The organism is Haloarchaeobius amylolyticus (assembly GCF_026616195.1).
Taxonomy (GTDB): Archaea; Halobacteriota; Halobacteria; order Halobacteriales; family Natrialbaceae; genus Haloarchaeobius; species Haloarchaeobius amylolyticus.
The window spans coordinates 1,032,743-1,058,949 of sequence record NZ_JANHDH010000001.1 but is presented as its reverse complement, the minus strand read 5'-3'; the positions used below and the strand labels follow the sequence as shown (position 1 = coordinate 1,058,949).

Below are 26,207 nucleotides of genomic sequence, written 5' to 3'. Positions count from 1 at the left end.
ACTTCGAACCGCGCACCGCTCACTGCTCGAATCCCTGCTTCCGCATTGACAGCATCAGACACGACTCGCTATCGCTCGTCGGTCTGAGTTCGAGAGAAGTGCTCCGTCAGGGATTCGAACCCTGGTCCTTGCCGTGAGAGGGCAAGATGATTGGCCGGACTACACCAACGGAGCTTGCATCCGCCTGCTCGCGTCTGAGCGGTGCGTTCTTCGCATTACTTCGTTTAGCAGGGATACTAAAAACCCTTGCGTTTCGACGCCGCCCTGTGGCGGTTTACCGTTCGCCACCCTCGTCGTTCTCGTCCTCGAACGGCGAGCCGGCGGCGTCGGGTTCGTGGCCGGCGAGGCTGACGATGTTCTCGCGGCCGACGCGGAGTTTGCTGATGTCGCCCTCCTCTTCCATGTCCGAGAGGAGCATGCTGACCTTGGACTTCGACCAGTCGGTCTCGTCGACGATGTTGGACTGGCGCATGCGGCCGCCGTGGTCCTCGAGGAGCTTGCGGACGCGGTCCTCGTCGGTGAGCAGTTCCTCGTCGCTGACGGCGGGTTCGGGCGCGGGTTCGGTGTCGGTCGCGGGGTCGGGTTCTGCGGGGGCGCCGCCGCTCATCTGGGGCGACTCGGGTTCGGCGGGGCGGTCGGTCGTGGTCGGGCCGGCGGTCGAGTCGCCGGTGACGCCCTCCTCGCGGGCGCGCCACCAGACGACGACGCCGCCGACGCCGACCAGCGCGACCACGAGCAGGATGGGCATCAGGGGGAGGCCGCTGTCTGCCCCGTCGCCACCCTGCCCGGGCGCGGTGGTTCCACCGTCACCGTCGCCGCCGCCGGCGGTCGTGCCGCCAGCCGTCCCCTTCGGGACGAGTTCGATGCGGGGGCGTTCGTCCGAGAACTGCTTCTCGCCCTGCCAGGTGACGGAGTCGCTGGTCGCCAGCGAGTCGCCGGAGACGGTGCCCTCGGGTGTGACCGCGGCGAACGTGACGTTCGGGCCGGTCTGGACGACGAGCGACTGGCTGGGGCCGATGTAGAGGCCGCCCTCGAAGACGTCGCCGACGACGACGCGGTCGCCGGACTCACTGGCGAAGCCGGTCCAGAGGAACGACATCTCGACGACGCCGATGTCGTTGAAACCGGTCTGGATGTTGGCGCGCCGCTGGAAGGCGGTCGCCGTCATCTCGCGCCCGGTCTGGTTCTGCCCGTTGGCGACGAGGCTCTGGGCGCGACGCTGGAAGTCCGTCCAGAGCTCCGTCTCGTTGTTCTCGAAGCGTTCGGCGAACTCCTCGAACTGCGAGCGCTCGGACTCGTTGAGGTTGCGCTCGTAGTGGATGGCGAAGCGCGCCGACCCGTTCTCGTATAGCTGTATCTGGAACTGTGTGCGGTCGAACTGCTGCGCGCCTGCGAGATCTCCCCGTGGGCCGTCTACCGACGGGGTCGGGGCCTGCGCGACGTCCGTGTTCGGGCCCGTACCTGCCAGTATGGTCGCGCCCACGACGAGGAGGACCAGTGTTCCGACACCAAGTGACCGACGCATTCGCCTACCCATTCTCGGGGAGGGGTAAAGAACGCTAGGCCATGTTACTGACGAATCGGCCGCGCGCCACGACACGGTCCGGGTGTCGCCACGCGGTCACGTCGTCCGTCGGGTCGGCTGACAGGACGACGAGGTCGGCCGCGAGGCCGGGCGCGATGCGGCCGGCGTCGACGCCCAGAAGGTCCGCGGCGTTGCGCGTCGCGGCCGTAAGTGCCTCTGCGGGCGTCAGACCGTACTCGACGAGCAGTTCGAGTTCCTGCGGGATGTCCGCGAACCGGTTGTACGGGGTGCCGGCGTCGGTGCCCATCGCGACGGTGACGCCGGCCGCGAGCGCGTGCTCGAAGGCCTCCGCGAACGCCTCGAGGGCGTGCTCGCCCTTCTCGACGGCCCACTCGGGGATGGTCCCCGCGTCCGCGTTGTCGACGATGCCGTGGACCGCGCTGGCCGTGGGAACCCAGTAGGTGCCCGCGTCGGCCATCATCTGGGCCGCGTTCTCGTCCATGTAGGTGCCGTGTTCGACGCTGGTGATGCCGGCGGCGACGGCGTTCTCGATGCCCCGGGTGCCGTGGGCGTGGGCGGCGGTCGGGACGTTCTTCGCGCTCGCGGCGTCGACCAGCGCGGCGAGTTCGTCGGGCGTGAGTTCGGGCGCGCCGGTCTGGGCGCCCTCGGTCAGGACGCCGCCGGTCGCCATGCACTTGACGACGTCCGCGCCGGCCTTGAGCTGCTCGCGGACGGCCTTGCGTACCTCGGCGGGGCCGTCGGCCTCGCGGCCGAACCAGTGGCCGTGCCCGCCGGTCATGACGACGTTCTGGCCGCAGGCGTGGACCCGCGGGCCGGCGACGGTCCCGTCGGCGACCGCGGCCCGGGCGTCGAGTGCGATCCCGTCGGGGGCACCGAGGTCCCGGACGGTGGTGACGCCCGCCTCGACCGCGTCGCGGAGGTTGCGGGTCGCCTGGTAGGTGAGGCTGGCCGTCGAGGCGTCGACGTTCGCGGCGGGGTCGGGGCCGGCGTCCATCATGAGGTGGACGTGTGCGTCCACGAGGCCGGGCGCGAGGTAGGCCCCGTCGAGGTGGTGGACCTCGGCGCCGTCGGGGTCGAGGTCGTCGCCGTGGCCGGTATCGCTGTCGACCGGGGCGACCTGCGTGATGCGGTCGTCCTCGACGACGACGGTGGCTTCGCGCGCGCCGTCAGCGTCGACGACGACGCCGCCGCGGAAGACGTGCGTGGTCATCGACGACCCTCCGTGGGGTTCGGGGCGGGGGCGTCGCTGGGCGGCTGGTGCCGCTGGCGGGCGGTGCTCGGCTGCGAGAGTGTGCCGTGGACCGGGGTCATGCCTGTCCGGTTCACGGAGGAACACGAAAAAACCGACCCGTGTAGGATGACGACTCACACGGTCGGACCAACCGTCGCATGGGTGGGTGCGGGTGGGTTGGTGTGCTGTGGTGGTCTGGTTCGGGTAGTCTGGGTGGTTCGGGTGGGTGGGTGTGTGCCTCTGACGGGGCAGTGATGGGGGGGTGGGTGGGGGTCGTCCAGTCAGGGTGTCGGCAACGTGGGTGGTGCTGCCGTCACACCCTGTCGCACACTTGTTGCGCGACCACCATAAAATCACCGGTGCCGATTACTAATGGCCATCGAACCGTGAAATTGCCATTAGATAGAAATAAAAGGAGCGCCCAAGTAGTATATACAACGGCTCAGCCGGGAGTGTGTATACAGTGAGACTACGCCAACCAACCGACTTCCTGATACTGGAAGCACTACAGGCACAGGGGAGAAACGTCGCGACCAACCTCGCCCACCACACGGGCAAGAGTCGCAAGAACATCAACAGCCGGCTACCGGTCCTCGCGGACTACGGTCTCGTCGAGAAGATCGGGCCGGCAGAGCGGTCCGGTCTCTACGAGATCACGAAGAAGGGCAAGATCGCCCTGATGTACCAGGACCAGTACGACGAGGTCGACGACTTCGGCTCCCTCATCGAAGGGCCGCACGCCAGCGACCCGCAGGCCGGGTCGCAGGCCTAGGGCCAGATGGTCCGTGGCGGTGACGACGACGACGAGAACGAAGACGACGACTGATTAGCGTTCGATACCGGCCAGCGTTCGGGTCTGGCTCTGGTTTCGCGCTGTTTCTTCGACGCAGGTCACACACCAGACGCCAGGGGCACCCTCGCCCCCGCCGTCGGTGACGAGCGCCGACGCCGCGTGTCGAGACTGGACGCGGCCGCAGCCGTCACAGCGGAAGGACCGTGCCGGAACGTCCTGCTGGTCGATTGCCTGTGCTATCTCCCGGTATTCGCGTCGGCGGCGGCGGACCCGCGGGTGTAGCCCCGCGACCGCCTCCACGACGTCTCCCCAGATCTCCCCCATCTCGAGAGAGTATTCACCCTACTGACTCATTAGTAAGTGCCCATTGTCACGTGGTACCGTTCAGAACGTTCACGGAACCGGCGGTTCGAACCGCGCTAACACGCGGTTATGTCTCTCAGTTCCGAACTGTTCACGGCCGTCACGTCTCTCGAATCGGCAGTGGTACGCGCGGATGGTCGTGCCTGAAGCCTTCAAGCCGACCTTGCACACGCAAGCGTCGCGGCTCAGGGGGCGAGCCGGTTCTTCCGGTTGCGCATGTTCTCCTCGTAGTACTCGAAGGTGATGGGACACCACTCCGCCGCGAGGTCGAGGACCTCCTCGGTGAGCTGGCGGATCTCCCACTGGGCGTCCGCCGCCGCGCGCATGTCGGCGACGTGCATCAGCATCCGGGCGTTCATCGACATGACCATGTTCACCTTCGTCCCGATGGGCAGGACGAAGCGGGCGTCCTCCGGCGGCATGCCGAGGTCGAGCAGGCGCTGGTACTCCTCGACGCTCCGGCTGACGGACTCCCGGAAGACCTCCTCGCGCTCCGCGACGACGTCCTCGTCGACCGCACCGGTCTTCTGGTTCCGCCCGACCCAGTCCGGGTCCGACGCCGAGGGCGGCGTCACGACCAATTCGCCCTCGCGCACGTCGTCGGGGTCCACGTCGTCGAAGGAGACGTAGCGCATCGACTGCACGTCGAAGCTCACGTGGCGGTGGCGGGTGATCTGGGCCATGCAGGAGCGGCTGATGCCCTTGACGGCGAACGTCGCCTGCGGGTGCTCGAACGGCCCGTAGTGGCCGTGGGCGAGCAGGTGGCCGATGAGGGTCTCCTGCTTGTCCTCGATGGTGTCGCCGTCGATGCTCCCCATCACCGTCTCGAAGTCGTCCTCGCCCACGAAGTCGCTGTAGTAGTCGTTGCGCGCGGCCTTGCAGATGAGTTCCTCCGGGTCCTCCGTCGCCTCGAGTAGTTCGACCTTCATGTGTGCCTCGTTGGATGCGTCGTCTCGTTGCTGGTCTATAATCTATCTGGTCGGGGTCGGCCAGTGAAGAAGGTGCGAACGGCTAGCCGGGCGGGCCTACTTCCGGTCCAGTCGCTGCAGGCCGTGCCAGATGGCGTCGACCATCTTCTGTTCGCCCTCGCCGTCGGCCTCGTCCCAGCCCCGCGCCAGGGCGTCTTCGAGCACCGCGAGGTCGTGGTTCTCGAAGTTGTTCATGCCGCGGAAGTCCTCCAGGGCCTCGCGTTCGGCCTCGCCGAACGCCTCGCCCGGGTCCTCGTCGTAGAACCCCATCTCCGAGAGGGTCGCACAGACCTCGCGGGCCACGTCGCCGTCCAGGTCCCGCGTCTCCTCGGGCTCCTCGCGTGCGAGGAGGGTGATGTCGTAGAGCCGGAAGACGCGCTCCAGCTCGTCGATGGGGTGGTCGTGGTCGTCGACGCGCACGTCGACCCAGCGGTCGTTCCCGCCGTCGTAGCCGCCCTCGGGCTTGGCGATGTAGAGCGCGGCGGACTGCTCGCCGCGGGAGTCGCCGCCGGCGTCGTTCCCGGCGTGCAGGGCCGCGATGAGCTTCTCGGGGAGGCCGCCCTCGGCCGACTCGAAGGTGTCGGCCATCGCGGTGAGCGTCTCCTCGTTCTCGAGGATGTTCCCCTGGACGGTGTAGTGCTCGCCCTGGACGTCGCCGCAGACGTCGAAGCACTCCTCGCCGGTGAAGGCGTCGACGGAGCCGTCCTGCCCGACCACGCCGATCTGGCGGCGCGGGGCCTCGGGGTCGGCCGCGGTGAGTTCGTCGATGACTTCCTCGGCCGACCTGCCCTCACGGAGCAGGTCGAGGCCGTCGGGGCCGTAGGCGACGTTCGCGAAGCTCTGCGTGGCGATGGCGCCCGCGTCGGCGCTGGCGAAGGGCACCACGGAGCCGACGCTGATGAACTTCGACTGGACCGCGATGCCGACCGCGTCGGAGTCGGGGTCGCGGGCGACGATGGAGAACGTCATGCCCGACCACCCTGCCCCGCCGCATGCGACTGGTACTGCTGCATGTGTGTCGTCTCGGCAGGGGTCGGCAAAAGGGTACGCCACCCGGCAGGCTACCCGGGCGAGCGCGGTCGGCGATCCGGGACTCGCTCAGTCCGCGGGCGACACCTCCACCAGCCCGACCGGCCGTGGCCCGGTCGAGTCGTGTTCCGCGTCCGCGGTCTCGCCGTCGCGCTTCGCCACGGTCAGTGGCTGGCGCGAGACGAGCTCGCAGTCGAACTCGGGATGCTCGGCGTAGTGCCACACCAGCATGTGCCGGCGGCCGCCGGTGAGCCCGGTGCGGCCCACGTCCTCCGCGGTGAACTCGTCGGGCAGGCGCCCGAACAGGCGCACGCAGGCCTCGAAGGAGTCGAACACCTTCCGGTGGCCGGCGGAGTTCGCGCCGCGGCGCTCGACCACGTAGCTGCCGTCCTCGCGGTGGGTGCAGGTGGTGTGGACGAACTCGTGTGTCTGTGTCACCGCGTCGGCCAGCTGGTCGCGTAGCTCCAGGGCGTCGTCGCGGGAAAGCTCGTACGTCTCGTCGCCGACAGCGAGTAACAGGCCGTGGCTGTCGGCTGTAACCGTGAGTTCAGGCTCGTCTGCGGAGAATTTCTCGATCAGCCGCGTCGAGGCGACTTCCTCTATCCTCCGGCGTCTGTGTAGACATCGGTGTCGGTCACTATGCGAGAGCAATCCATAAGCGTGGTGGTCGTACAGGTCGGGGTGTCGGACCGGCGACGGCGCCGGTCACGCCGCGAGCGGGACCACGTCCACGTTCCCGACCGCGGTCGAGACGAGGAGCCGGGGTCCGGCGTCGCCCCAGCCGAGCACGTCGTCGAGGCTGCCGGCACCCTCGACGTGGACGCCGTCGTGGAACCGGACCCGGCCGACGGTCGCCTCGACGAAGGCGGGGCCGCGCAGGTCCTCGGGGACGCGGACGGTGACGTCGCCCGTCTTCGTCTCGATGACGGTCCGGTCGTCGAGGCGGCGCAGTCCCACGTCGATGGACCCGGAGAGGGTCTCGACGCGCTGGACCGTCACGGCCTCGGGGATGCGGATGTCGAGGTCGCACTAGGCCTTCACGGTGGTCAGTAGCCCGTCGGTCCGGACGCGGGGTTCGACCGTCAGGACCCCGTCGGCGTGGTCGACGTGGAGGGTGATCTTCTCCAGTTCGCGCCGGGCCTTCCGGGTCCGGACGGTCGCGGTGACGTGGACCGCGTCGTCCTCGCTGTCGGTGATGCGGATGCCCCGGAACGAGTCGTCGTCGGCCTGTTCGCGCGGGCCGAGACCGGCCAGCGACCCGAGTTCGTTGGTCACGACGAGGCGGGTGTCCGCGGGGACGCGCACGTCCTCCGTGACGGTCACGGTGTGTTCGTCGGCGGCCCTGATGCTGAACGGCGTCCTGCCGGTGATACAGCCGGCGAGGCCGGCGGCGACTGCGGTCGCGCCGAGTGCGAGGAAGTGGCGTCTGGACGGGCGAGCAGCGGATTCGGTGGTGTGTTTCGCGGTCATCGGTTCTCACCCCTCTGTAGGCGCCAGTGGACGATATATGATTGCAGAATGATACTTCTGTCTGCCCGCCGACCGAAGAATCCTTCACCGGCGACCGTCGGTCCTTTCACGCCGCCCGCCGTACCCCGGGATATGGAGATACGCGGCGAGCGCGAGTGCAAGGAGTGCGGGACGCGGTGGTCGTACTACGACACGGGCAGCGTCGCCTGTCCCGAGTGCGAGAGCCTCCACAGCGTCGGCGTCGACGAGGACCGGAAGCTCCACACGGCGACCACCGTCGAGCTCGACCTCAGCGAGGCCGTCTCCCGGCTCGACGAGGCGCCCGAGGACGAGGCCCTGGAGAGCGTCAAGTCCGCCTGCCGGGAGTTCCAGCGCAAGTACGGGTTCGTCCACGGCGGGGAGTTGCGGGACCTCGACGACACCTACCTCGTCGCCGGCGAACTGCTGCAGGTCGCGGACGTGGTGGGGCGGTCGCTCGGCCGGGACGACGAGGAGGAGTACTACCTGCTCTCGCTCCTGCGGGGCGACGAGGCGGACAGGCCCGCGCCGGACGAGGTCCCCCGGTCGCTCCGCGAGGGGCGCGGCCTCGCCTACGCGGAGGCGGTGCGCGAGTACCGCCGCGAGTTCCGAGAGTGGGCCGACGCCAGCGACGTGACCATCGACCGCCCCGCGACCGAGGTCCTGGCGGCCATCGAGGAGCACGCGAAGCGGGTCCGGGCGCTGGAGGGCGACGTGCCGGCCCGCGACGCCGAGCGACTCGTGACCGCGATGCGCGAGGTCGTCCGCTACGTCAGGGACGACGACGAGGCGGCGCTGGCACAGGCGGAGAACCGGGTGGCGGCGCTGGACGAGTCCTGAGACTCAGTACGATTCCAGTCCCAGGGCAGCGACGGCCGCCCGGTCGACCGTGGCGACGACCGCGAAGATGGCCGCGAGCGTCGGTTCGCCGGCGAGCACCAGCGCGACGGCGGCGCTGGCGAACACCGCGGCCTCGACGGCGAGACGCGCCGTCCCGCGCAGCCGCAGCCGGGCCTTCGGTGCGACGAACGTCCCCCAGACGAGCGCGGCCACTGCCGGGGCGCCGAGCCCGAGGCCGTAGCTCGCGAGCGTCGAGTCTCCGGTCCTGAACCCCCAGTAGCCGAGCGCGGCCAGTGCGGCCAGTTCGAGGAGGAAGCGCGTCCCGACGACGAGGAGGCCGAGGCCACCGAGTCGGTCGGCGTGGGTCGCGGGTTCGGTCATCAGGCCGTCAGCGACGACGCGCTCGCCTCGGCCCGGGCCTTCACGGCCGCGTTGACGCCCTCGAAGTTCTCGCGGGTCTGCTCGCCGAAGAACCGCAGGAGAAGCCCCGCGAGGACGCCGGAGAACGACTCCGACTGGGTGAGTCTGGTGCGCCCGTCACCGATGTCCTCGACCTGGAAGCGGTGTTCGCCGTCGAACAGGCCGCGGACGAACAGGTGGCCGAGCCACGCGAACTCGCGGCCCTCCTCGACGGTCACGACCGTCGGGGTGAACGTCGGCATCCGCCCGGCGTCCGGCCCCGGTTCGACGCGCAGCGTCTCACCCTCGGCGAGGGTGCCAGCGACGAGCGAGTGACGGTTCCACTCGGGGTAGCTGTCGAAGTCGGTGAGGACGGCCCAGACCGCCGCTGTCGGGGCGTCGATGTCGATTGTCGTGACGAGTGGGTTCATGCAACTACATCTCACGCCGAGGAGATGAACGTTGCGTGATACGAAGCGCCACGACAGGAGGAAAAGCGGTGTCGGTGCCTTACAGGTCCACGTCGACGCCCGACTCCAGACTGGCGGCCCGGACCGTGTTGTACAGTAGCATCGCGATGGTCATCGGGCCGACGCCGCCGGGCGAGGGCGAGATGACCGACGCCTTCTCCTTCGCGCTCTCGAACTCGACGTCGCCGGTGAGTTCGTAGCCCTTCTCGTTGTCCGCGTCGACGCGGTTCGTGCCCACGTCGATGACCACGACGCCCTCGGAGAGCATGTCGCCGGTGAGCATCTCGGGGACGCCGACCGCGGCGATGACGACGTCGGCGTTCCGGGTCTTCTCCGCGAGGTCCTTCGTGCGCGAGTGGCAGACGGTGACGGTCGCGTTCCCGCCGTCGGCCTTCTGCAGGAGCAGGTTCGCCATCGGCTTGCCGACGATGTCCGAGCGACCCATGACGACCACGTCCTTGCCCTCCATCTCGACGTCGGCCGAGTCCAGCAACTTCTGGATGCCGTGGGGGGTACAGGGCTTGAACCGCGGGTTGCCCGCGACCAGGCGACCGACGTTCTCGGGGTGGAAGCCGTCGACGTCCTTCATCGGGTCCACGCGGCGGAGGACCTCGCGCTTGTCGACGTGGTCCGGGACCGGCATCTGGACGAGGATGCCGTGGATGGCGGGGTCCTCGTTCAGCTCGTCGATGGTGTCGTACAGCTCCTGTGCGGGCGCGTCGGGGTCGATCTCGACGGTCGTGCCGTCGATGCCGACCTCCTCGCAGGCGCGCTGTTTCATCGAGACGTAGGTCTGGGAGCCGCCGTCGTCGCTCATCAGGACCGTGGCGAGGCCGGGCGTCACGCCCTCGGCCTCCAGCGTGTCGATGGCGTCGGCGACGTCCGCGCGAACATCCTCGGCGACCGCGTTGCCGTCGATGACGTGTGTCATTACGTCCGGCTTGGCGGACGTGCCCCTTCAACTCTCGGATTCGTGCTCATCTCTCCGCCGAAGACGCCGAGAAAATACACGTTCTTGCACATTTTCGGTGGGTCGGGGGCATCGGCTGCCCACCTTCCGACCAGTCCTCGCCATCGAGCCCGCCCTGCTCAGTCGTCGCCCGGGACAGCGGTCCCGCCGGGGGACCCGGACGCGTCGAACTGTTCGAGCAGGCCACAGAGGTCCTTCGAGCGCCGTTCGAGCAGGTCGTTCGTGCGCTGGACCGTGGTGACCGCGGCGAGCTGGGCGTCGGCCGCGTCGGCCACGTCCTCGGTCGCCCGGGTCGTCCCGCGGCTGATGGCGGCCACGTCGGTCGTCTTCGTCCTGACCGACTGGGTCCGGGCGGCCTGCTGGGTCATCGCGCCCGCGATGTTCTGGACGCCCTCGTCGACGCGCTCGACGTGGTCGTCGACGGCCGCGAGCGCGTCGAGCGTCTCGTCGACCGCCTGGAGCCCCGCGCCCACGTCCGAGGTCATCTGTTGCATGTCCGCCACGACGGCCTGCGTGTCCGACTTGATGCCGTCGACGAGCTGGCTGATCTCGGTCGAGCGCTGCTTCGCGTCGGCCGAGAGCTCCTTGACCTGCTGGGCGATGACGCCGAAGCCGTCGTTCGAGCCCGGGTTGCTCGTCGCCTTCGACGCCTCGATGTTGGCGTTCAGCGCGAGCATGTTCGTCTCCGAGGCGATGTCCGTGATGGCGCTCGACATCTCGTCGACGCGGTCGATGCGGTCGTGCAGGGACTTGACGTCCGTGACGACCTGCTGGGTGCTCTCTCTGATGTCGCGCATGGCCCGTGCCGTGTCGGCGACGGCCTCGCGGCCCTCCGCGTTCGCCGCGACTGCCCGTTCGGACCGGTTCGCGACCGTCTCCGCCGTGGCCGACATCTCGTCGATGGTGTCCGCCAGTTCGGCCATCGACTCGCTCACCGCGGTTATCTTCTCGGTCTGTGCCTGTGCGCCGCGCTCGATGCGGTCGATGGTCTGGTGGACGTCCTCGCTGCGCTCACCGACCTCGGTCATCTGCTCGGAGGCGTTCACGCTCGCCTGCGCGACCGTCTGGGCGAACGACTGCGCCTCGGCGTGGGCGGGTTCGAGCTCGTCGAGCATGTCGTTGAACGACCGGGCGACCGACCGCATCGCCTCGTTGTCGGTCTCCTCGGTCGGTAGTCGCCGCGAGAGGTCGCCGTCGGCGCAAGCCGCCATCTCGCGCCCGTAGCGTTCGGCGGTGCGCTCGAGGTGGTCGTTCATGACCCGCAGGTCCTGCTGGGCCGCCTCGGCCTCCTGGCGCGCCTGCTCGGCCTCCTGGAGCGAGTGCTGCATCCGGTCGCGCATGCCCGCGATGGCCTGTGAGAGTTCGCCGATCTCGTCCGACCGGTCGGTCGCGAGTTCGACGTCGAAGTCGCCGTCCTCGACGGCCTTCGCCTTCTCCGTGAGCGCCCGGACCTCCACGAACTGCGAGAGCGACCCGAACCCGAGCGCGCTCATGATGGCGACGGTCGTCGCCAGCCCGAGCACGAACAGCGGGTAGTTCGCCGTCTCGAAGAACAGGTACACCGAGACCGACCCCCCGATCAGTCCGATGAGCCCGACGCCGACCGTCAGCTGTAGCTCGAGGCTGTTCCTGAAATGGTCGGTGAGCGATACCGCTGGTAGCCGCTGTTGCAGACCCCCTAACATCTCCCCGACGGAATACATGAACCCCACGTGCATAAGTGTATGTGCATTAACAGCAATGGCCACTGTTTCCGGTTGCAGGCCGTCAGGGGTCTGCTACAGGGTCGTTCAGCCGATGGCTGGAAATGACGGGAGTGTTAGTAAAAAGGAGATATCGACCGGCTCGTTCGGGGGTAGCCGGTGACCCGGCGTGGTGATTACTGCTGCTTACTCGTACAGCGGGTTCGCCGCACAGAGGTCCTGGACGGTCTCGGCCACGTCGGCCTTGACGTCCTCGTCGTCCGGGTGGTCGATGACCTTCGCGATGCACTCGGCGACCACGCGCATGTCGTCCTCGTCGAAGCCGCGGGTTGTCAGCGCGGGGGTGCCGGCGCGGATGCCCGATGGGTTGAACGCCGAGCGGGTCTCGCCGGGGACCGTGTTCGCGTTCAGGACGATACCGGTCTCCTCGAGGGCCTCCTCGGCCTCACCACCGGTCGTGTCCGGGTGCGAGGGGCGCAGGTCGACGAGGACGAGGTGGTTGTCCGTGCCGCCGGAGACGAGCTCGAAGCCGTGGTCCTGCAGTTCCTCGGCGAGCACCTTCGCGTTCGCGACGGTCTGCTCGGAGTACTCGGTGAACGCGGGCTGGAGCGCCTCCCTGAACCCGACGGCCTTGCCGGCGATGTTGTGCATGAGGGGGCCGCCCTGTGCGCCCGGGAAGACCGCCTTGTCGATGTCGTCGGCGTACTCCTCGTCGCACATGATGATGCCACCGCGGCCGGCGCGGATGGTCTTGTGCGTGCTGCCCGTGACGAAGTCGGCGACGCCGACCGGGGACTCGTGGACGCCGGCGGCGACGAGGCCGGTGATGTGGGCGATGTCGGCGAGGTGGTAGGCGTCGACCGCGTCGGCGGCCGCCTGGATCTGCTCCCACTCGACCTCGCGCGGGTACGCGGAGTAACCGGAGACGATGATGTCCGGCTCGAACGCCTCGGCGTGCTCGCGGACCGCGTCGTAGTCGATGTAGCCCGTCTCCGGGTCGACCTCGTACTGCTCGACCTCGTAGGTCTGGCCCGTGAAGTTCGCCGGGTGGCCGTGGCTCAGGTGGCCGCCGTGGGTCAGGTCCAGCGAGAGGATCTTGTCGCCGGGCGAGAGCATGGCGAGATAGACGCCCATGTTGGCCGACGAGCCGGAGTGCGGCTGGACGTTGACGTGCTCTGCGCCCCACAGCTCCTTCGCGTACTCGATGGCCTTCTCCTCGACCACGTCGGCGTACTCACAGCCACCGTAGTAGCGCTTGCCGGGGTAGCCCTCGGCGTACTTGTTCGTCAGGACGGAACTCTGTGCCTCCAGCACCGCCTCCGAGACGTGGTTCTCGCTGGCGATCATCGCCAGTGTGTCGTTCTGGCGCTCCTCCTCGCCCTCGAGGGCGTCTGCGATAGCGGGGTCGACCTCGCGAACGTGCTCGTAGTCCATGTACGAATCGGCGGTCGGTCGTTCCATAAGTGTACCTTCTTCGGGGCATCTTGACGGGGCCGCGCGCGAGGGTCGCAGTGGTCGCGTTGCACACCCGATACATCTAACTGTCACTAGTGATATTCTCCAATCCGCATGATAGAGTGGGAGGTGACGACGGACGGCCTCCGGGTGGTCGACCCGGGGAACGCCGAACTCACCGTCCACGGCTCGGGCCTCCGGACCGCGGACCCGGGCTCCCCGCTCCCACGCCCGGTCGACACCACGGTCGACTGCGCCGCCGCCGAACTCCGGTTCCCCATCTCGGTCGTCTACGTCGCCTCCCAGTCGAGCGACGCGACCTACGAACTGGAGAACGACACCGGCCCCCTCGAACTCCCACCCGGAGAGTACATCGTCGACCTCGACACCCACATCAAGACGTACCTGCGCGCGGACGGCCCCCTCAACATCTCGAAGACGCCGGACTTCGAGGAGGTCGTCGTGTCGTTCCCCGGCCCGACCCGGTGCACGCTCGGGTTCCGGAGCCGAAGCGAGTGTCCGCCGGGGACCCTCGTCGTGCCCCCGACGCCGACGGGGATGGCGACCGCGCTCACCCACCTCTCGGCGTCGCACAAGACCACGGCACCGGACCGGACCTACCCGACCCTGCGAGGGCACCCTCCACTGGTCGAGACCGGCGAGTCCGTGGAGGTCCCGGCCGCCATCGCCGACGCGACGCCCGACGTGGGCATCGAGTTGCTCGTCCCGCCCTCGTTCGGCGACCTGTTCGTGACCGCCCCGCTCGCGTACTACCTGCAGGCCGACGTGGAGGTCGTCGATTCCCTCGACGCCCCGATGCTGTGTGCCCCCAGCGCGGGCATCCGCCACGGCCTCGGGACCGGGGCGACGCTGGAACGGAACACCACCGAGGTGCTCCGCAAGGTGTTCTTCCTGGACTGCCTGGTCCGGAACGCCGGCCCCTACGGGACCAACCTCGCCGAGGAGAGCCTGCTCGACGCGCTCGGGCTCCCGCGTCAGGACCTCTACCACGGGACGCCGGTCGACCGGCTGGAGACGTACCTCGACGTGCCCTACGCGGCCATCGAACACCGGCTCCCCGACTGGCACCTCGCGATGTACGTCGACCCGGGGGCCGCGATGCTGGAGACGGTCCCGTTCCTGTTGCACACCCTGAGCATGCTCTACCTGCCCCGGACCTCGGAACTGGAGGGGGCGGAGCTGGTCGAGCGCTCGCTCGACGACTTCTACCGCGGGGGTGACCCTCGCACGGGCCCGGGCGAGGTGGCCTCGGTCGACATCGTCAAGCCCGAACTCAGGGGCGGCCGGGTCCACGGCTGGCTGGCCGAGGGCGTCCCAATCGACGTGTTCAAGTCGACCCCGGCGGCGTACCGCAACCGCCAGAAGTACCTCGAACGCGACGCCGAGGCGGCCCGGGTGACCGTCGTCCTGAACGACGAGAAGATGGACGCCGAACACGCCGACGTGGCGGCCATCTACCGGGAGCGGGCCGAGGACCTGCCGCTGTCGGTCGACGTGCAGGAACACCTCACGACCGGGGAACTCGCGCGCGTGTTCGAGTCCGAGAACGACTTCGTCCACTACATCGGCCACTGCGAGGAGGGCGGCCTGCGCTGTCCGGACGGCTACCTGCCCGCCGACAGCCTGGCGACCTGTAACACCCAGACGTTCTTCCTGAACGCCTGTGGCTCGTTCCACGAGGGGATGGCCCTGGTCGAGCAGGGCGCGGTCGCCGGCGCGGTCACGTTCACCCAGGTGCTCAACGACCACGCGGTCAAGGTGGGTTCCGCGTTCGCCCGCCTGCTCATCCACGGGTTCTCCTTCGAGCGCGCCCTGCGCATCGCCCGGCGACGCATCATGATGGGCAAGGACTACGCCGTCGTCGGCGACGGGACCCACACGCTCACGCAGACGACCAACCGGCTCCCCACGACCGCGGAACTCGAACGGCTCGGCGAGGACCAGTTCTTCCTCACGTTCGACCAGTTCTCGCTCCAGCACGCCGGGAGCTACTACCATCCCTACGTCGAGGGCAACGAGTACTCCTACCTCTGTGGCAACGAGTCGGAGTTCGCGCTCTCGCGGGCGGCCGCCCTCGAGTTCCTCGACCGTGCCGACACCTCTGTCATCTACGATGGCGAGTTCTACTGGTCGGACGAGCTGGCGAGTCGGTTGCGAGAAGGGACGTGACCGACGAGTGGGGCTACGGTCCGGTGTAGGGGCTGCTCCCACCGTCGAGCCGGCGGGGTCGGCCACTGGTCCGCTGCACGTCTGGGGGGGTGGGTTGCTGTCCCATGCGTGAACAGTCCCATAGTGCAACAGTTGGTGGCTTATAATTTTGGGCGACGGGGGTGACGGCGTTGTGGTCAGCCCACCCACGCCGGATTCAACCATGAATAGGCAAGATTTGAGTCCACTGAGGCCAATAAAATTAAGTATCCATACGACGTTTTGTTGTGTATAGGCATGACTTCGAATTTACTCGATAGACAAATTGACGATATACTCGGGAGCGTGCTGGAAGATGCCACGGGGGACGTTCTCGTGGTCAATCCGTCGGCCGATGCCATCGAGGAGTTCGTCCGCGTGGCGACCCGCTTCGAGGGCGACCTGCCGTCGGTCCACATGCTGGCCGACGAACGCACCCTCAAGGACGTCATGGACGACTTCATCGTCGCCTCGAACGCCGCCGACCTCATCGAGCAGGACGCACTCGAACTCCGCACGGTCGAGGAGACCCCGGAGAACTCCCTGCTCGTCACCGAGGACAGCGTGGTCGCGCTCGTCACCGCCGGCAACCGCGTCGGTGGCCTGACGACCGACGACGACGAGTTCGTCGCGACGGCCTACGACGCCTACATGGCCGCCTGGGACGAGGCGTCCGAGTTCAAGCTCCGCACCCCGCCGATCAGCCGCGTGCGCGAGACGCTCGAGACCGACATCAGCCCCGAGGCCGAGGACGACTTCACGAGCATCCTCGACTCGCTGGAGACCGCGCGTGGCGACGGCGAGGGCCTCGACGAGGTCACCATCTCGCTGCTCGTCGCGGCGAAGAACGAGGCCCTGCTGTACGACATCAGCAAGTGGGGCGAGGACGTCGGCATCGCCTCGAAGGCGACGTTCTCCCGCACGAAGACCAAGCTCGAGGACATGGGTCTCATCGACACCGAGAAGGTGCCCATCGACGTCGGTCGCCCGCGCCTGCGCCTGAAGATCGGCGACGACCGCCTGCGTGACGCCGACAACGGCCAGCTGGCGACCGTCGCCCAGTCCATCCTCAACTGAGACGTTCGACTCCCGTTTTCGCGCCGCCACATTCACCAGTGGTGACACCGGTCTGCTGGGTGGGTGAACCACCCGAGATACAGGGTCTGAGGTCGGCGCCGTCTGCTATTCTGACCTCGCGCACAAGACCGATGATTCGCCGCGGTCGGTACCTTTAAGATACTCCGGTGGCATGAGTCAAGTGACGCTTCGCTTGGAGGGCCGAAGCGTCAGCGGGGACCAATTCAGGGCGGCAAGCGGCCACGCGAGCTTTTATCTCGCGTGGCCTGCTTTCCTGTTTCGTACTACATTCGACGAGCAACAGCTGTCGCACGCGTTCTCGGGCGATCGCCTCGTACCCCCGACTGCCGGGTCGCTGTCTGTCGCGCGCCCGAGTCAGGTCCGTTCTGCGTTCCCGGGTTGCGCGCGTGCGGTGTACTATCCGGACTGTGGCGCTACTTGCCCACCGAGGGCTACTGCTGGTCCACGTGCGTCGAGAGAAAGAGCCGTGAGCGAGCGTCCGTGCCTACTCGATGCTGAGCTCGCCGTCGTCGGTGGCGCGCTCGTCCCACTCGAGCTCGAACTCGATGCTGAGTTCGCCCTCGGTCGCGCCCGTCGAGGTCTCGCGCTCGGCCTTGACCTCGAAGGTCGGCCGGGTCGGCGGGTCGAGCGTCACCGACTGCTGGCCCGCGGTGAGGGTGATGGGGTCGCCGGCGTCGAGCTTGTCCGCCACGTCGCGCAGCATGGCCGCGATGTCGCTCCGGGTCTGCTGTGACTCTGACTTGAACAGGACTTCTTCTGGCATGCCCGACACTACGCGAGCCGTCGTCTTAAATATCTCTGGATAGACAACACATCCCACGGACATAATGTCAATCATTTTTGTGTATCACGATACACAATATGTACGACTTCTTATCTAACTTCCAGTATGGCCGTATTATCAGGCCAAGTCTTTATGCAATCTGGGGGCGTCTGGCCGACATATTTATACTATCTGCTGTGCAAGAGTCTCCTGTACCTTTCCAATGCACGACCTGACAGGATTCCAGCGAGACCTGTTGTATGTAATCGCTGGGAAAGAAGAACCACACGGACTGGCGATCAAAGAAGAACTCGAGCAGTACTACGAGAAGGAGATCCATCACGGTCGACTCTACCCCAATCTCGACACGCTCGTCGACAAGGGCCTCATCGAGAAGGGCCAGCGTGACCGGCGGACGAACTACTACGTCCTGACCCGGCGCGGGCGCCGTGAGATCGAGGCACGGAGCGACTGGGAAGGCCAGTACGTCGAAGCTGAAGCCTGAAACTACCGGCTGGAGCCGCTGAGGGGTTCGGCCCATGGTGGGTCGAACCCCTTCGGGGTGGTACAGCCGGCAGTATGAACAGTCGACAGGGGCACCCCTGCGTGTCTCGGAACGATTTTCTGCGCACCAGTACGTACGACCAGCCGTATGGACCGACGATTCCTCGTCGCGGCCGGCGGGCTGCTCGCGAGCCTCGCGCTCTCCGTGTTCCTCTGGTGGCGCTTCGAGACCCTCGCGGTCTTCCTGTTCCTGCCGTTCGTCCCGTTCCTGTTCCGGCGCGGTGGCGACACCACCGACCCGGACCGGCGGACCTGCCCGCGCTGTGGCTTCGAGACGAGCGACCCACGGAACGAGTACTGTCCGCGCGACGGCGAACGCCTGGAGTGACTACTCCTCGCTCGCGTCGTCCCCGTCGTCGACGGGCTCCGCCGGGTCCTCGGGTTCGGGGTGGCCGCCGTCGGTCGGCGTGGCGTCGGTGTCCGACGAGTGCCGCGTCGTGGCCTCCACGTCCTCGACGGCGGCCTCGTCGGCGGGCGTGAAGTACGTCGGGTCGACCGCGTAGGGCTGGAGTTTCTCCGAGTGCAGGAGTTCCGGGAGCACCAGTTTCGCGAAGTGCACCGACAGCACCAGCAGCATCGGCCCGAGGAAGATGCCGTACCAGCCGAACAGGAGCGGGCCGAAGATGTACGCGAACATCACCGACCCCACGTGCAGGTTGCGCCCGGAGACGTACGGCCGGAGGACGAGGTCCGGGATGACGTCGACGATGACGAACGAGACCGCGACGAACAGGATGGGGAACCAGAGCAGCCCCGACTGGTCGGTCGAGAACGCCTGGTAGAACAGCCACCCGGAGACCGGGAAGTAGACGAGTTTCATCCCGACGACGGGGATGAGGCTGGCCGCGCCCGCGAGCAGCCCGATGAGGGCGGCGTAGGGGATGGTCAACTCGGTCGTGGGCGCGTACACGTTCAACACGCTGTAGGAGAGCGCACCGATGACGCCGGTCAGGAAGGCGTTCAGGATGTTCCCGAAGAAGATGTTCCGGAAGTCGCGGTCGACCGCCGAGAGGTACGACCGGAGGACGCCCCGGTCGTCCCCGAACGTCGAGAGGAACCACCGTGAGAGCTTGTGGCCGTCGCGCAGGAGGTAGAACGCCAGTGCGATCATGATGAACAGGTGCAGCGCACCCGTGCCGACGATGCCCACGAACTGCTGGCTGCTGTTGAGGACGTCCGTGAGGACGCTCAGTCCCTCCTGGTTGGTCAGCAGGTCCTGCGGGTTCTGGACGTCGTTCGCGAGGGTGATGTAGGGGTCGAGGATCTTCTGGAGTTCGCTCACCTCGCCGCCGTTCGTCTGCTGTTCCTGCAGTGACTTCGTGAACGCGTCGACCTCCTGCAGGGCGATGGCCATGGTGTACGCCAGCAGGAGCATGAACGGAAGGGCGAGCGTGAAGATGGCGACCGTCGCCGCGAGGCTCGGCGGACGGACGCGGCGCTTGAGCCGCCGGTAGACCGGGCGCGTGGCGTAGTAGATGAAGACACCGAAGACGAAGGTCCCGACGAACGAGTAGACGACGAACAGCAGGGCCACCCCGAGGAAGAGGGCGATACCCCACCATGGAGCGCGGGACCGACCGATGTCGAAACCGCCGAACATGTTGTCCACGGCGTTGCGAGCCGGTAAAAACCTGTCGTGGTTCTGGAACCCCAGGGTGAGGAAATAAGTCCCCGGTGTGTGAAGGGGAGGAAGTGGACTTCCTCCTGCAACAGTCACCGACCGCGACGCTCGAGAGTCACGTCGTCCGGCTCGTCCTGGCCGGGGCGCTGGGGCTGTTCCTCGGGCTGGAACGAGAGTGGTCACAGAAATCTGCGGGTATCCGGACCTTCTCGCTCATCAGCCTCGCGGGCGCGGTCTTCACGCTGCTGGCGGCGGAGACGCCCTACGGGACGGCGCTCCTGTTCGTCGGCGGCCTGCTCGTCATCATCCAGGGCGCGGTCCTCGCGGTTCGCGGCCTGCTCTCCGGCGGTGAGAACGGCCTCGCGTTGACCACCTCGATGTCGATGCTCGTCGCCTACGGGGTCGGTGCGCTCGTCGCGACCGGGTTCGTCCTCGAGGGCGTCGCCGTCGCGGTCCTCTCGTCGCTGGTGCTCGTGCTCAAGCGCGAGTTGCACTCGTTCGCGGAGAACCTCTCGCGCGAGGAGGTCCGCTCCGGTGCGGAGTTCGCCATCATCGCCTTCGTCGTCTACCCGCTGCTCCCGGCCGGGGAACAGCAGTACAGCGTCCCACTCCTCGGTATCGAGGACCTCACCATCGAGCCCCAGGTCGTCTGGCTGATGGTCGTCACGGTCGCGGGTATCGGCATCCTCAACTACGTCATCGTCCAGCTCTACGGCGGTCGGGGCATCGCCATCACGGGCTTCTTCGGCGGGCTGGTCTCCTCGACCGCGGTCGTGGGCACCATGCTCGACCACGTGCGCCAGAACACCGAGGCGGCCTCCTACGCGGCGGCGGCCATCCTCCTCGCGGACGCGGCGATGGCGCTGCGGAACCTGCTCATCGTCCTCGCGTTCACACTCTCGCGGGGGCTCCTCGTCTCCGCGACCCTCCCCCTCGTGGCCGTCATCCTCGCCGCCGTCGCGGTCGCGGCGCTCACCGCCGACTGGACCGAGAACGTCGACATCTCGCTCGGCAGTCCCTTCTCGCTCCGGTACGCGCTCGGGTTCGGCGGGATGTTCATGGCGGTGCTCGTGGTCGGGTCGGTCGCCAACGAGCAGTTCGGCGCGGCCGGGTTCCTCGCGACCGCGGTCGCCTCCGGGCTGGTCTCCAGTGCCGGCGCGACGACCTCCGCGGTCCTGCTCTTCCGCGGTGGCACCCTGAGCGCGGAGACGACGGTCCTGTCGGTCCTGCTGGCGACCGCCTCCTCTATCGTCGTGAAGGCCGGCCTGACGGCGGTCAGCCCCAACCGGTCGTTCTCCCGGCTCGTCGCCGGCTACAGCGGGGTACTTGTTATCGTGGGTGCGGTCGCGACCGTCCTCGTGCTCACCGCCTAGCCCTCTCCCAGTTCGGGGCCGACGATAATTGCGCCAAACAACGAACCTATTTAATAGAACCTTTCCTTACAGGGGAGCATGGACCGAGACACGGCCGAGCCCCGGGTGGACCACATGCCCGGTTCGAAGGCACAGGAGTGGGTGGAGTACCACCATCAGTTCTCAGCGCCGAGTACCTACGTCTACGACTTCGTCTGGGACATCACCGAGGACGCCGAGGGTCCCTTCTGTACCGACATCGACGGCAACGTGCTCATGGACTTCACCAGCCACGTGGCCGCGGCCCCGCTCGGGTACAACAACCCGAAGGTCATGGACCGCCTGGCCGAGTTCGAACTCATCGACCCCGTGAAGATCGCGGGCCAGGACTTCTACGCCAGCGGTGGCTGGCCGCCCCAGGACCCCGAGATTCCGTCGCCGACCCAGCTCATGGACCGGCTCATCGACGCGACGGACCACTACGACATGGACCGCGTCTTCCTCTCGAACTCCGGCGCGGAGGCCGTCGAGAACGCCATCAAGATCTGCTACAACCGCCGCGGCCACCGCGGCGTCTGCTTCGACGGCGCGTTCCACGGCCGCACCCTCGGCGCGCTCTCGCTGAACCGCTCGAAGACCGTCCACCGCAAGGGCTACCCCGAGGTGCCGGGCATCGTCTCGGTCCCGTACATCTCGACGGAGAAAGCCTACCGCGAGAAGTGGCAGACCGACGGCCCCGGCGGGAACGTCCTCGCCGACAAGCTCGACCCCGACGCGGGCGTCATCGACCCCGACGAGGTCGCCTATCTCATCCTCGAGCCCGTCCAGGGCGAGGGTGGCTACCGCGTCCCCCACGACGAGTTCATCCGCGACCTCGAACAGATCCGCCACGACCACGGCATCTACGTCATCGTCGACGAGATACAGGCCGGGCTGGGTCGGACCGGCAAGATGTGGGGTGTCGACCACATCGACCTCACACCGGACGTCATCACGAGCGCGAAGGGCCTGCGCGTCGGCGCGACCATCTCCCGCTCCGACGTGTTCCCCGAGAACAAGGGTCGCCTCTCCTCGACGTGGGGCGCCGGCGACGTGCTCTCGGCCGCACAGGGCGTGGCCACCATCGACGCCATCCACGAGTACGACCTGCTCGACAACGCGACCGAGCGCGGTCGCCAGCTCTGGGAGACCATCGCGGACGCCGACATGGAGTCCATCGTCGACATCCGCGGGCGCGGCCTGATGTTCGCGGTCGAGTTCGACACCAAGGACCGCCGCGAGGAGGTCATCAAGCAGGCACTCGGCCGCGGGCTGCTCACCCTCGGCTGTGGCTACAAGAGCCTGCGCCTGCTCCCGCCGCTCGACGTGACCGAGCGCGAGATCGACCTCGGCGCGAACGTCTTCCTGGAGGCCGTCGAGGCCGCCGAACACTCGGCCCCGACCACGACGGCCGGCTCCGGCGACGCCTCGTAAAGACCCTGTCTCATCCCGGCTAGCTGGTTTTCTCCGCTGGACGCCTCTGCATGCGGCATGAGTGTCGTCCTCGTCGACGGTGCGCGAACGCCCCACGGTGACTACCTCGGCGCGCTGGCTGCCGTCTCCGCCATCGACCTCGGCGCGACCGCCGTCTCGGGCCTCGTCGACCGCACAGGTGTCGACCCCGGAACGCTCGACTGGGTCGTCCTCGGGAACGCGATACAGGCCGGGCTCGGGCAGGTCCCCGGCCGGCAGGTCGCCCTCGCCGCGGGCCTCCCGGCAGCGGTCCCCGTGACCACCGTGAACGAGGCTTCGGGCTCCGGCCTGCGGGCCATCGCGCACGGCTTCGACCACATCACGGCCGGCCGGGGCGACCTCGTCGTCGCCGGCGGGTTCGAGTCGATGTCGAACGCGCCACACACCCTGTCGGGCCTGCGGACCGGCACCCGGCTGGGCGACGCGACGCTGGTCGACTCGATGATCCGCGACGCCCTCTGGGACGAGACCGAGGACGCCCACATGGGGGTCCTGACCGAGCGACTGGTCGACCGCTTCGACGTCCCGCGGTCGGCCCAGGAGGAGTACGCCCTGGAGAGCCATCGCCGGGCCGCCGCGGCGGTCGAGTCCGGACTGTTCGACGCGGAACTCGTCCCGGTCGAGACGCCAGACGGGCCGGTCGCACGGGACCACGGTCCCCGGGCCGACACCTCGCTGGACGCACTCGCGGACCTCCCGCCGGCCTTCGGCGGCACCATCACCGCGGGGACCGCCTCGGACCTGAGTGACGGCGCGGGCGTCGTCCTGCTCGCCAGCGAGGCGGCCGCCGCGGGCCTCGGCGAACCCCTCGCCCGGGTCGTCGACTACGCGGTCGCCTACCGCGAACCCGAGTGGTTCGGCATGGCGGTGGCGGACGCCGTCGAGACCCTCCTGACGGGCAACGGCCTCACACCAGCGGACGTGGCCCACCTCGAACTCAACGAGGCGTTCGCCGCCCAGATGCTGTACGTCCGCGACCGCCTCGACCTCTCGCCCGAACAGCTCAACCCCCGCGGCGGGGCCATCGCGCTGGGCCACCCCATCGGCGCCTCCGGCGGGATGCTGGCGACCAGCCTCGCCCACGCCCTCTACGACGCCGGGGAGCGCTACGGCGTGGTCGGCATGAGCATCGGTGGGGGCGGCGGTATCGCGATGCTGCTCGAACGCTAGGGCTCCCCCGAATCGCCGGACTGCATCCGGCTGCGAGCACGAGCCACGGCACATTGATGTGTTCACGAAGCGATACTAGCTGCATGACGCTCTCGCGCCGCCATCTCCTGCGGGCCGCAGCCGTTCCACTCGCGGCCGGGCTCGCGGGCTGTACCTTCTCCGGCACCCTGAACGGGACGCCCGCCGGGACCCTCTTCGTCGAGGTGACCAACCAGACCGACGACACGGTGTCCGTGACCGTGGAACTCCGCGAGGGCGGGCAACTCCTCGACGAGGTCGCGGAGACGGTCCCCGCGAGCACCAGCGACACCACCCGGTTCGACAACACCGGCGGCCCCTACGAGGTCCGGGTCGTCGGTGAGGGCTGGGAGACGAGCTACCGCTGGGAACTCTCGGGCTGCAACGAGAAACGGTTCCGGACGCTCCTGGCGACCGGCGAGGGCGGCGTCCCGGTCGTCGAGAACACCGGCGACGGCTGCGTGGAGTGAGCCGTCACCGCGGCGGGCTCGGCCCGGTCACGCGAAGTGCCGGTCGAACCACGACATCGCCAGTGCGGTGACCTCCTCCAGTTGCCCGGGGCCCTGGAAGAGGTGACCCGCCTTCGGCACCACGGCCAGTTCCTTGTCGCAGTCCAGTTGCTCGAATATCTCCTGGTTGAGCCGGTGGACCTGCTCGTCCTCGCCCCCCACGATGAGCAGGGTCGGCGCGGTCACGTCCGGGACGGCCTCCGCCGCCATGTCGACCCGGCCGCCGCGGGAGACGATTGCGGCGACCTCGGGACGCCGGGCGGCCGCCCGGAGCGCCGCCGCCGCGCCGGTGCTCGACCCGAAGTAGCCGACGGGGAGGCCGCCCGCGTCGTCGTGGTCGGCCAGCCAGTCGGTCGTCGCGACCAGCCGGTCCGTCAGCAACGCGATGTCGAAGCGGGCCTCGTTGTCGATGTCCTCCTCGGGCGTGAGCAGGTCGAACAGGAGCGTGCCCAGCCCGTGCTCGCGGAGCTTGTCCGCGACCGCGTTGTTGCGGGGACTCCGGCGGCTGCTGCCGCTCCCGTGGGCGAACACGACCAGCCCGGTCGCGTCGTCCGGAATCCGAAGCTCTCCCGGCAGTTTCACGTCGCCGACGGGTATCTCCACCAGCCGGCGTGGTTCGATGGCCATACGGCTAGTTCGACGGATACGCGGATGAAATCGGACCTTGGGGTGTCCACCTCGTCTTGAGGGGGTGGGTCCGCCTCAGAACTGGTAGCGACGGTCGTCGTCGGGCTGTTGCGGGAAGGCGTTCTGGCCCGTCATCTCGTCGAAGGTCATCCCGCTCAGGTACTCGTCGTAGGTCACGTCGTACTCCGAGCGCAGGTGGAAGTCGAGCTTGCCGGTGTCGACGGTCGACTGGAACAGCATGTGGACCGCGCGCTGGAGCAGGTCCTCGGGCTGGCCGGTGCCGAGGGCGGTCTGGAGCATCGCCAGCTCCGTCCGCGTCTCGCGGTCGAAGTCCAGCTCGAGGTCGTCGAGGTCGTCGTAGGCCGCCGAGACGTCCATCTGCAGTTTCTCGAGGTCGCTCATCGGGTGGTTTCTGGGGCCGGGGACGGAAGCCCGTTTCGTGTTCTGTCGGAGCACCTCCATGCGACGCCGACCGGGCCCGGCACCGCGACCGGCGTCGGCGTCAGCACCGCCCACCACGACCGGAACCAGCACCGATAAACCCGCCAGTTCCCAAGCGACCCACGACAGATGACCGAGTCCGACGACTGGTCGTTCCCGGCCGACGTGAGCCTCGAAGCCGTCCAGCGCGACCTCATCGAGTGGTACGAGGCGGACCACCGCCAGTTCCCCTGGCGCGAGACCGACGACGCCTACGCGATCCTCGTCTCCGAGGTGATGAGCCAGCAGACGCAACTGGAGCGCGTCGAGGCCGCCTGGCACGACTTCCTCGACGAGTGGCCGACCGTCGAGGCGCTGGCCACGGCCGACCGCGCCGACGTGGTCGGCTTCTGGACCGACCACTCCCTCGGCTACAACAACCGCGCGAAGTACCTCCACGAGGCCGCCCAGCAGGTGGTCACGGAGTACGACGGCGCCTTCCCGGAGTCCCCCGGCGAACTGCAGGAGCTGATGGGCGTCGGCCCCTACACCGCCAACGCGGTCGCCTCCTTCGCGTTCAACAACGGCGACGCGGTCGTCGACACGAACGTCAAACGCGTGCTGTACCGCGCCTTCGACGCGCCGGACGACGATTCGGTCTTCGAGTGGGCTGCCTCGGCACTCATGCCCGCTGGCGAGTCGCGGGTGTGGAACAACGCCATCATGGAACTCGGCGGCGTCGCCTGCGAGAAGACGCCCAAATGCGACGAGGCGGGCTGTCCCTGGCGGGCGGTGTGTCACGCCTACGAGACGAACGACTTCACCGCCCCCGACGTGCCGACACAGCCGAGCTTCGAGGGTTCCCGCCGGCAGTTCCGCGGGCGCATCGTCTCCGCCCTGCGCGAACACGGCGAACTCGAGTTCGACACGCTCGGCCACCGGGTTCGGGTGGACTACTCGGCCAACGGGGAGTACGGCCGGGAGTGGCTGCGCGGTCTGCTCTCGGACCTCGCCGACGACGGCCTCGTCTCGGTCGACGACGAGGCGGAACGCGTCGACCTCCAGCGCTGACCGTCGGCCGGCAATCGTG

The 26,207-nt window shown here is 68.1% G+C and carries 28 protein-coding genes and 1 tRNA gene; 11 read left to right on the top strand and 18 right to left on the bottom strand.

All coding sequences use genetic code 11. The annotated features are described in order from the left end of the window. Positions 1–99: 99 nt before the first annotated feature. The 3 genes from NOV86_RS05385 to NOV86_RS05375 form a co-directional block, all read right to left on the bottom strand. Positions 100–174 (bottom strand) — tRNA-Glu (locus tag NOV86_RS05385). A 100-nt stretch (positions 175–274) separates the two neighbouring features. Then, positions 275–1,525 carry a helix-turn-helix transcriptional regulator gene (locus NOV86_RS05380; RefSeq protein ID WP_267640240.1) on the bottom strand — a complete coding sequence of 417 codons (1,251 nt, stop codon included), beginning with the start codon at positions 1,523–1,525 and terminating at the stop codon, positions 275–277. A 34-nt stretch (positions 1,526–1,559) separates the two neighbouring features. After that, positions 1,560–2,756 (bottom strand): metal-dependent hydrolase family protein, encoded by a 1,197-nt coding sequence (locus tag NOV86_RS05375; RefSeq protein WP_267640239.1) that lies wholly within the window; start codon positions 2,754–2,756, stop codon positions 1,560–1,562. 484 nt (positions 2,757–3,240) lie between these two features. On the opposite strand from NOV86_RS05375, the gene NOV86_RS05370 reads away from it, so the two are divergent. After that, entirely contained in the window at positions 3,241–3,549 is a 309-nt protein-coding gene (locus tag NOV86_RS05370) for a winged helix-turn-helix transcriptional regulator (protein WP_267640238.1), read from the top strand. A 54-nt stretch (positions 3,550–3,603) separates the two neighbouring features. On the opposite strand, the gene NOV86_RS05365 is transcribed toward NOV86_RS05370, so the two are convergent. From NOV86_RS05365 to NOV86_RS05340, 6 genes are all read right to left on the bottom strand, one after another. Beyond that, positions 3,604–3,894 (bottom strand): hypothetical protein, encoded by a 291-nt coding sequence (locus NOV86_RS05365; RefSeq protein ID WP_267640236.1) that lies wholly within the window; start codon positions 3,892–3,894, stop codon positions 3,604–3,606. A gap of 224 nt (positions 3,895–4,118) precedes the next feature. Continuing rightward, entirely contained in the window at positions 4,119–4,862 is a 744-nt protein-coding gene (thyX, locus tag NOV86_RS05360) for an FAD-dependent thymidylate synthase (RefSeq protein WP_267640235.1), read from the bottom strand. A 96-nt stretch (positions 4,863–4,958) separates the two neighbouring features. After that, positions 4,959–5,870, bottom strand: a complete 912-nt coding sequence (locus NOV86_RS05355) for a DUF1028 domain-containing protein (protein ID WP_267640234.1) — start codon at positions 5,868–5,870, stop codon at positions 4,959–4,961. 129 nt (positions 5,871–5,999) lie between these two features. Continuing rightward, a complete protein-coding gene (locus tag NOV86_RS05350) occupies positions 6,000–6,449 on the bottom strand; it encodes a DUF7528 family protein (protein WP_438266716.1) in 450 nt (149 codons plus the stop codon). Positions 6,450–6,635: 186 nt separating this feature from the next. Continuing rightward, positions 6,636–6,929: a hypothetical protein gene (locus NOV86_RS05345; protein WP_267640232.1), complete on the bottom strand. Its 294-nt coding sequence runs from the start codon at positions 6,927–6,929 to the stop codon at positions 6,636–6,638. 30 nt (positions 6,930–6,959) lie between these two features. Next, positions 6,960–7,400, bottom strand: a complete 441-nt coding sequence (locus NOV86_RS05340; RefSeq protein ID WP_267640231.1) for a hypothetical protein — start codon at positions 7,398–7,400, stop codon at positions 6,960–6,962. 132 nt (positions 7,401–7,532) lie between these two features. On the opposite strand from NOV86_RS05340, the gene NOV86_RS05335 reads away from it, so the two are divergent. Beyond that, on the top strand, positions 7,533–8,258 hold the full coding sequence (locus NOV86_RS05335; protein WP_267640230.1) for a DUF7117 family protein: 726 nt from the start codon (positions 7,533–7,535) through the stop codon (positions 8,256–8,258). Positions 8,259–8,261: 3 nt separating this feature from the next. Here NOV86_RS05335 and NOV86_RS05330 read toward each other — a convergent pair whose 3' ends face one another. The 5 genes from NOV86_RS05330 to glyA form a co-directional block, all read right to left on the bottom strand. Then, positions 8,262–8,639 carry a YrdB family protein gene (locus tag NOV86_RS05330; RefSeq protein ID WP_267640229.1) on the bottom strand — a complete coding sequence of 126 codons (378 nt, stop codon included), beginning with the start codon at positions 8,637–8,639 and terminating at the stop codon, positions 8,262–8,264. Further along, the gene (locus NOV86_RS05325) at positions 8,639–9,088 is read right to left on the bottom strand and encodes an SRPBCC domain-containing protein (protein ID WP_267640228.1); all 450 of its coding nucleotides are present in this window, start codon (positions 9,086–9,088) and stop codon (positions 8,639–8,641) included. Before NOV86_RS05325 ends, NOV86_RS05330 begins: the two co-directional genes overlap by 1 nt. 79 nt (positions 9,089–9,167) lie before the next feature. Continuing rightward, on the bottom strand, positions 9,168–10,058 hold the full coding sequence (locus NOV86_RS05320; RefSeq protein WP_267640226.1) for a bifunctional methylenetetrahydrofolate dehydrogenase/methenyltetrahydrofolate cyclohydrolase: 891 nt from the start codon (positions 10,056–10,058) through the stop codon (positions 9,168–9,170). A 158-nt stretch (positions 10,059–10,216) separates the two neighbouring features. After that, the gene (locus NOV86_RS05315) at positions 10,217–11,800 is read right to left on the bottom strand and encodes a methyl-accepting chemotaxis protein (RefSeq protein ID WP_267640225.1); all 1,584 of its coding nucleotides are present in this window, start codon (positions 11,798–11,800) and stop codon (positions 10,217–10,219) included. A gap of 186 nt (positions 11,801–11,986) precedes the next feature. After that, positions 11,987–13,234, bottom strand: a complete 1,248-nt coding sequence (glyA, locus tag NOV86_RS05310) for a serine hydroxymethyltransferase (RefSeq protein WP_267641710.1) — start codon at positions 13,232–13,234, stop codon at positions 11,987–11,989. A gap of 135 nt (positions 13,235–13,369) precedes the next feature. Between glyA and NOV86_RS05305 the strand changes: the two genes are divergently transcribed. Both NOV86_RS05305 and tbsP read left to right on the top strand, forming a co-directional pair. Next, positions 13,370–15,445 (top strand): hypothetical protein, encoded by a 2,076-nt coding sequence (locus NOV86_RS05305; RefSeq protein WP_267640224.1) that lies wholly within the window; start codon positions 13,370–13,372, stop codon positions 15,443–15,445. Between the two features lie 276 nt (positions 15,446–15,721). Continuing rightward, positions 15,722–16,540, top strand: coding sequence for a transcriptional regulator TbsP (gene tbsP / locus NOV86_RS05300; protein WP_267640222.1), 819 nt, complete (start codon positions 15,722–15,724; stop codon positions 16,538–16,540). A 505-nt stretch (positions 16,541–17,045) separates the two neighbouring features. Here the strand turns inward: tbsP and NOV86_RS05295 are convergent. After that, positions 17,046–17,324, bottom strand: coding sequence for an amphi-Trp domain-containing protein (locus NOV86_RS05295; protein WP_267640221.1), 279 nt, complete (start codon positions 17,322–17,324; stop codon positions 17,046–17,048). Between the two features lie 223 nt (positions 17,325–17,547). Here NOV86_RS05295 and NOV86_RS05290 point away from each other — a divergent pair, with 223 nt between their 5' ends. Continuing rightward, the gene (locus NOV86_RS05290; RefSeq protein ID WP_261651974.1) at positions 17,548–17,829 is read left to right on the top strand and encodes a PadR family transcriptional regulator; all 282 of its coding nucleotides are present in this window, start codon (positions 17,548–17,550) and stop codon (positions 17,827–17,829) included. A 147-nt stretch (positions 17,830–17,976) separates the two neighbouring features. Continuing rightward, positions 17,977–18,216 carry a hypothetical protein gene (locus tag NOV86_RS05285; protein WP_267640220.1) on the top strand — a complete coding sequence of 80 codons (240 nt, stop codon included), beginning with the start codon at positions 17,977–17,979 and terminating at the stop codon, positions 18,214–18,216. Here NOV86_RS05285 and NOV86_RS05280 read toward each other — a convergent pair whose 3' ends face one another. Next, on the bottom strand, positions 18,217–19,488 hold the full coding sequence (locus tag NOV86_RS05280; protein ID WP_267640219.1) for an AI-2E family transporter: 1,272 nt from the start codon (positions 19,486–19,488) through the stop codon (positions 18,217–18,219). 92 nt (positions 19,489–19,580) lie between these two features. Between NOV86_RS05280 and NOV86_RS05275 the strand changes: the two genes are divergently transcribed. The 4 genes from NOV86_RS05275 to NOV86_RS05260 all read left to right on the top strand — a co-directional run bounded on the left by NOV86_RS05275 (position 19,581) and on the right by NOV86_RS05260 (position 24,031). Further along, on the top strand, positions 19,581–20,882 hold the full coding sequence (locus NOV86_RS05275) for an MgtC/SapB family protein (RefSeq protein WP_267640218.1): 1,302 nt from the start codon (positions 19,581–19,583) through the stop codon (positions 20,880–20,882). Positions 20,883–20,960: 78 nt separating this feature from the next. Then, a complete protein-coding gene (locus tag NOV86_RS05270; protein WP_267640217.1) occupies positions 20,961–22,334 on the top strand; it encodes an aminotransferase class III-fold pyridoxal phosphate-dependent enzyme in 1,374 nt (457 codons plus the stop codon). A 57-nt stretch (positions 22,335–22,391) separates the two neighbouring features. Beyond that, positions 22,392–23,543: a thiolase family protein gene (locus NOV86_RS05265; protein WP_267640215.1), complete on the top strand. Its 1,152-nt coding sequence runs from the start codon at positions 22,392–22,394 to the stop codon at positions 23,541–23,543. Positions 23,544–23,626: 83 nt separating this feature from the next. After that, positions 23,627–24,031 carry a hypothetical protein gene (locus NOV86_RS05260; RefSeq protein ID WP_267640214.1) on the top strand — a complete coding sequence of 135 codons (405 nt, stop codon included), beginning with the start codon at positions 23,627–23,629 and terminating at the stop codon, positions 24,029–24,031. A gap of 27 nt (positions 24,032–24,058) precedes the next feature. On the opposite strand, the gene NOV86_RS05255 is transcribed toward NOV86_RS05260, so the two are convergent. Together NOV86_RS05255 and NOV86_RS05250 are read right to left on the bottom strand one after the other, a co-directional pair. Further along, positions 24,059–24,697 (bottom strand): dienelactone hydrolase family protein, encoded by a 639-nt coding sequence (locus NOV86_RS05255; protein ID WP_267640213.1) that lies wholly within the window; start codon positions 24,695–24,697, stop codon positions 24,059–24,061. Between the two features lie 75 nt (positions 24,698–24,772). Beyond that, positions 24,773–25,099, bottom strand: coding sequence for a ribbon-helix-helix protein (locus tag NOV86_RS05250; RefSeq protein ID WP_267640212.1), 327 nt, complete (start codon positions 25,097–25,099; stop codon positions 24,773–24,775). Positions 25,100–25,267: 168 nt separating this feature from the next. Between NOV86_RS05250 and NOV86_RS05245 the strand changes: the two genes are divergently transcribed. Next, on the top strand, positions 25,268–26,188 hold the full coding sequence (locus NOV86_RS05245) for an HhH-GPD family protein (RefSeq protein ID WP_267640211.1): 921 nt from the start codon (positions 25,268–25,270) through the stop codon (positions 26,186–26,188). Positions 26,189–26,207: the final 19 nt, after the last annotated feature.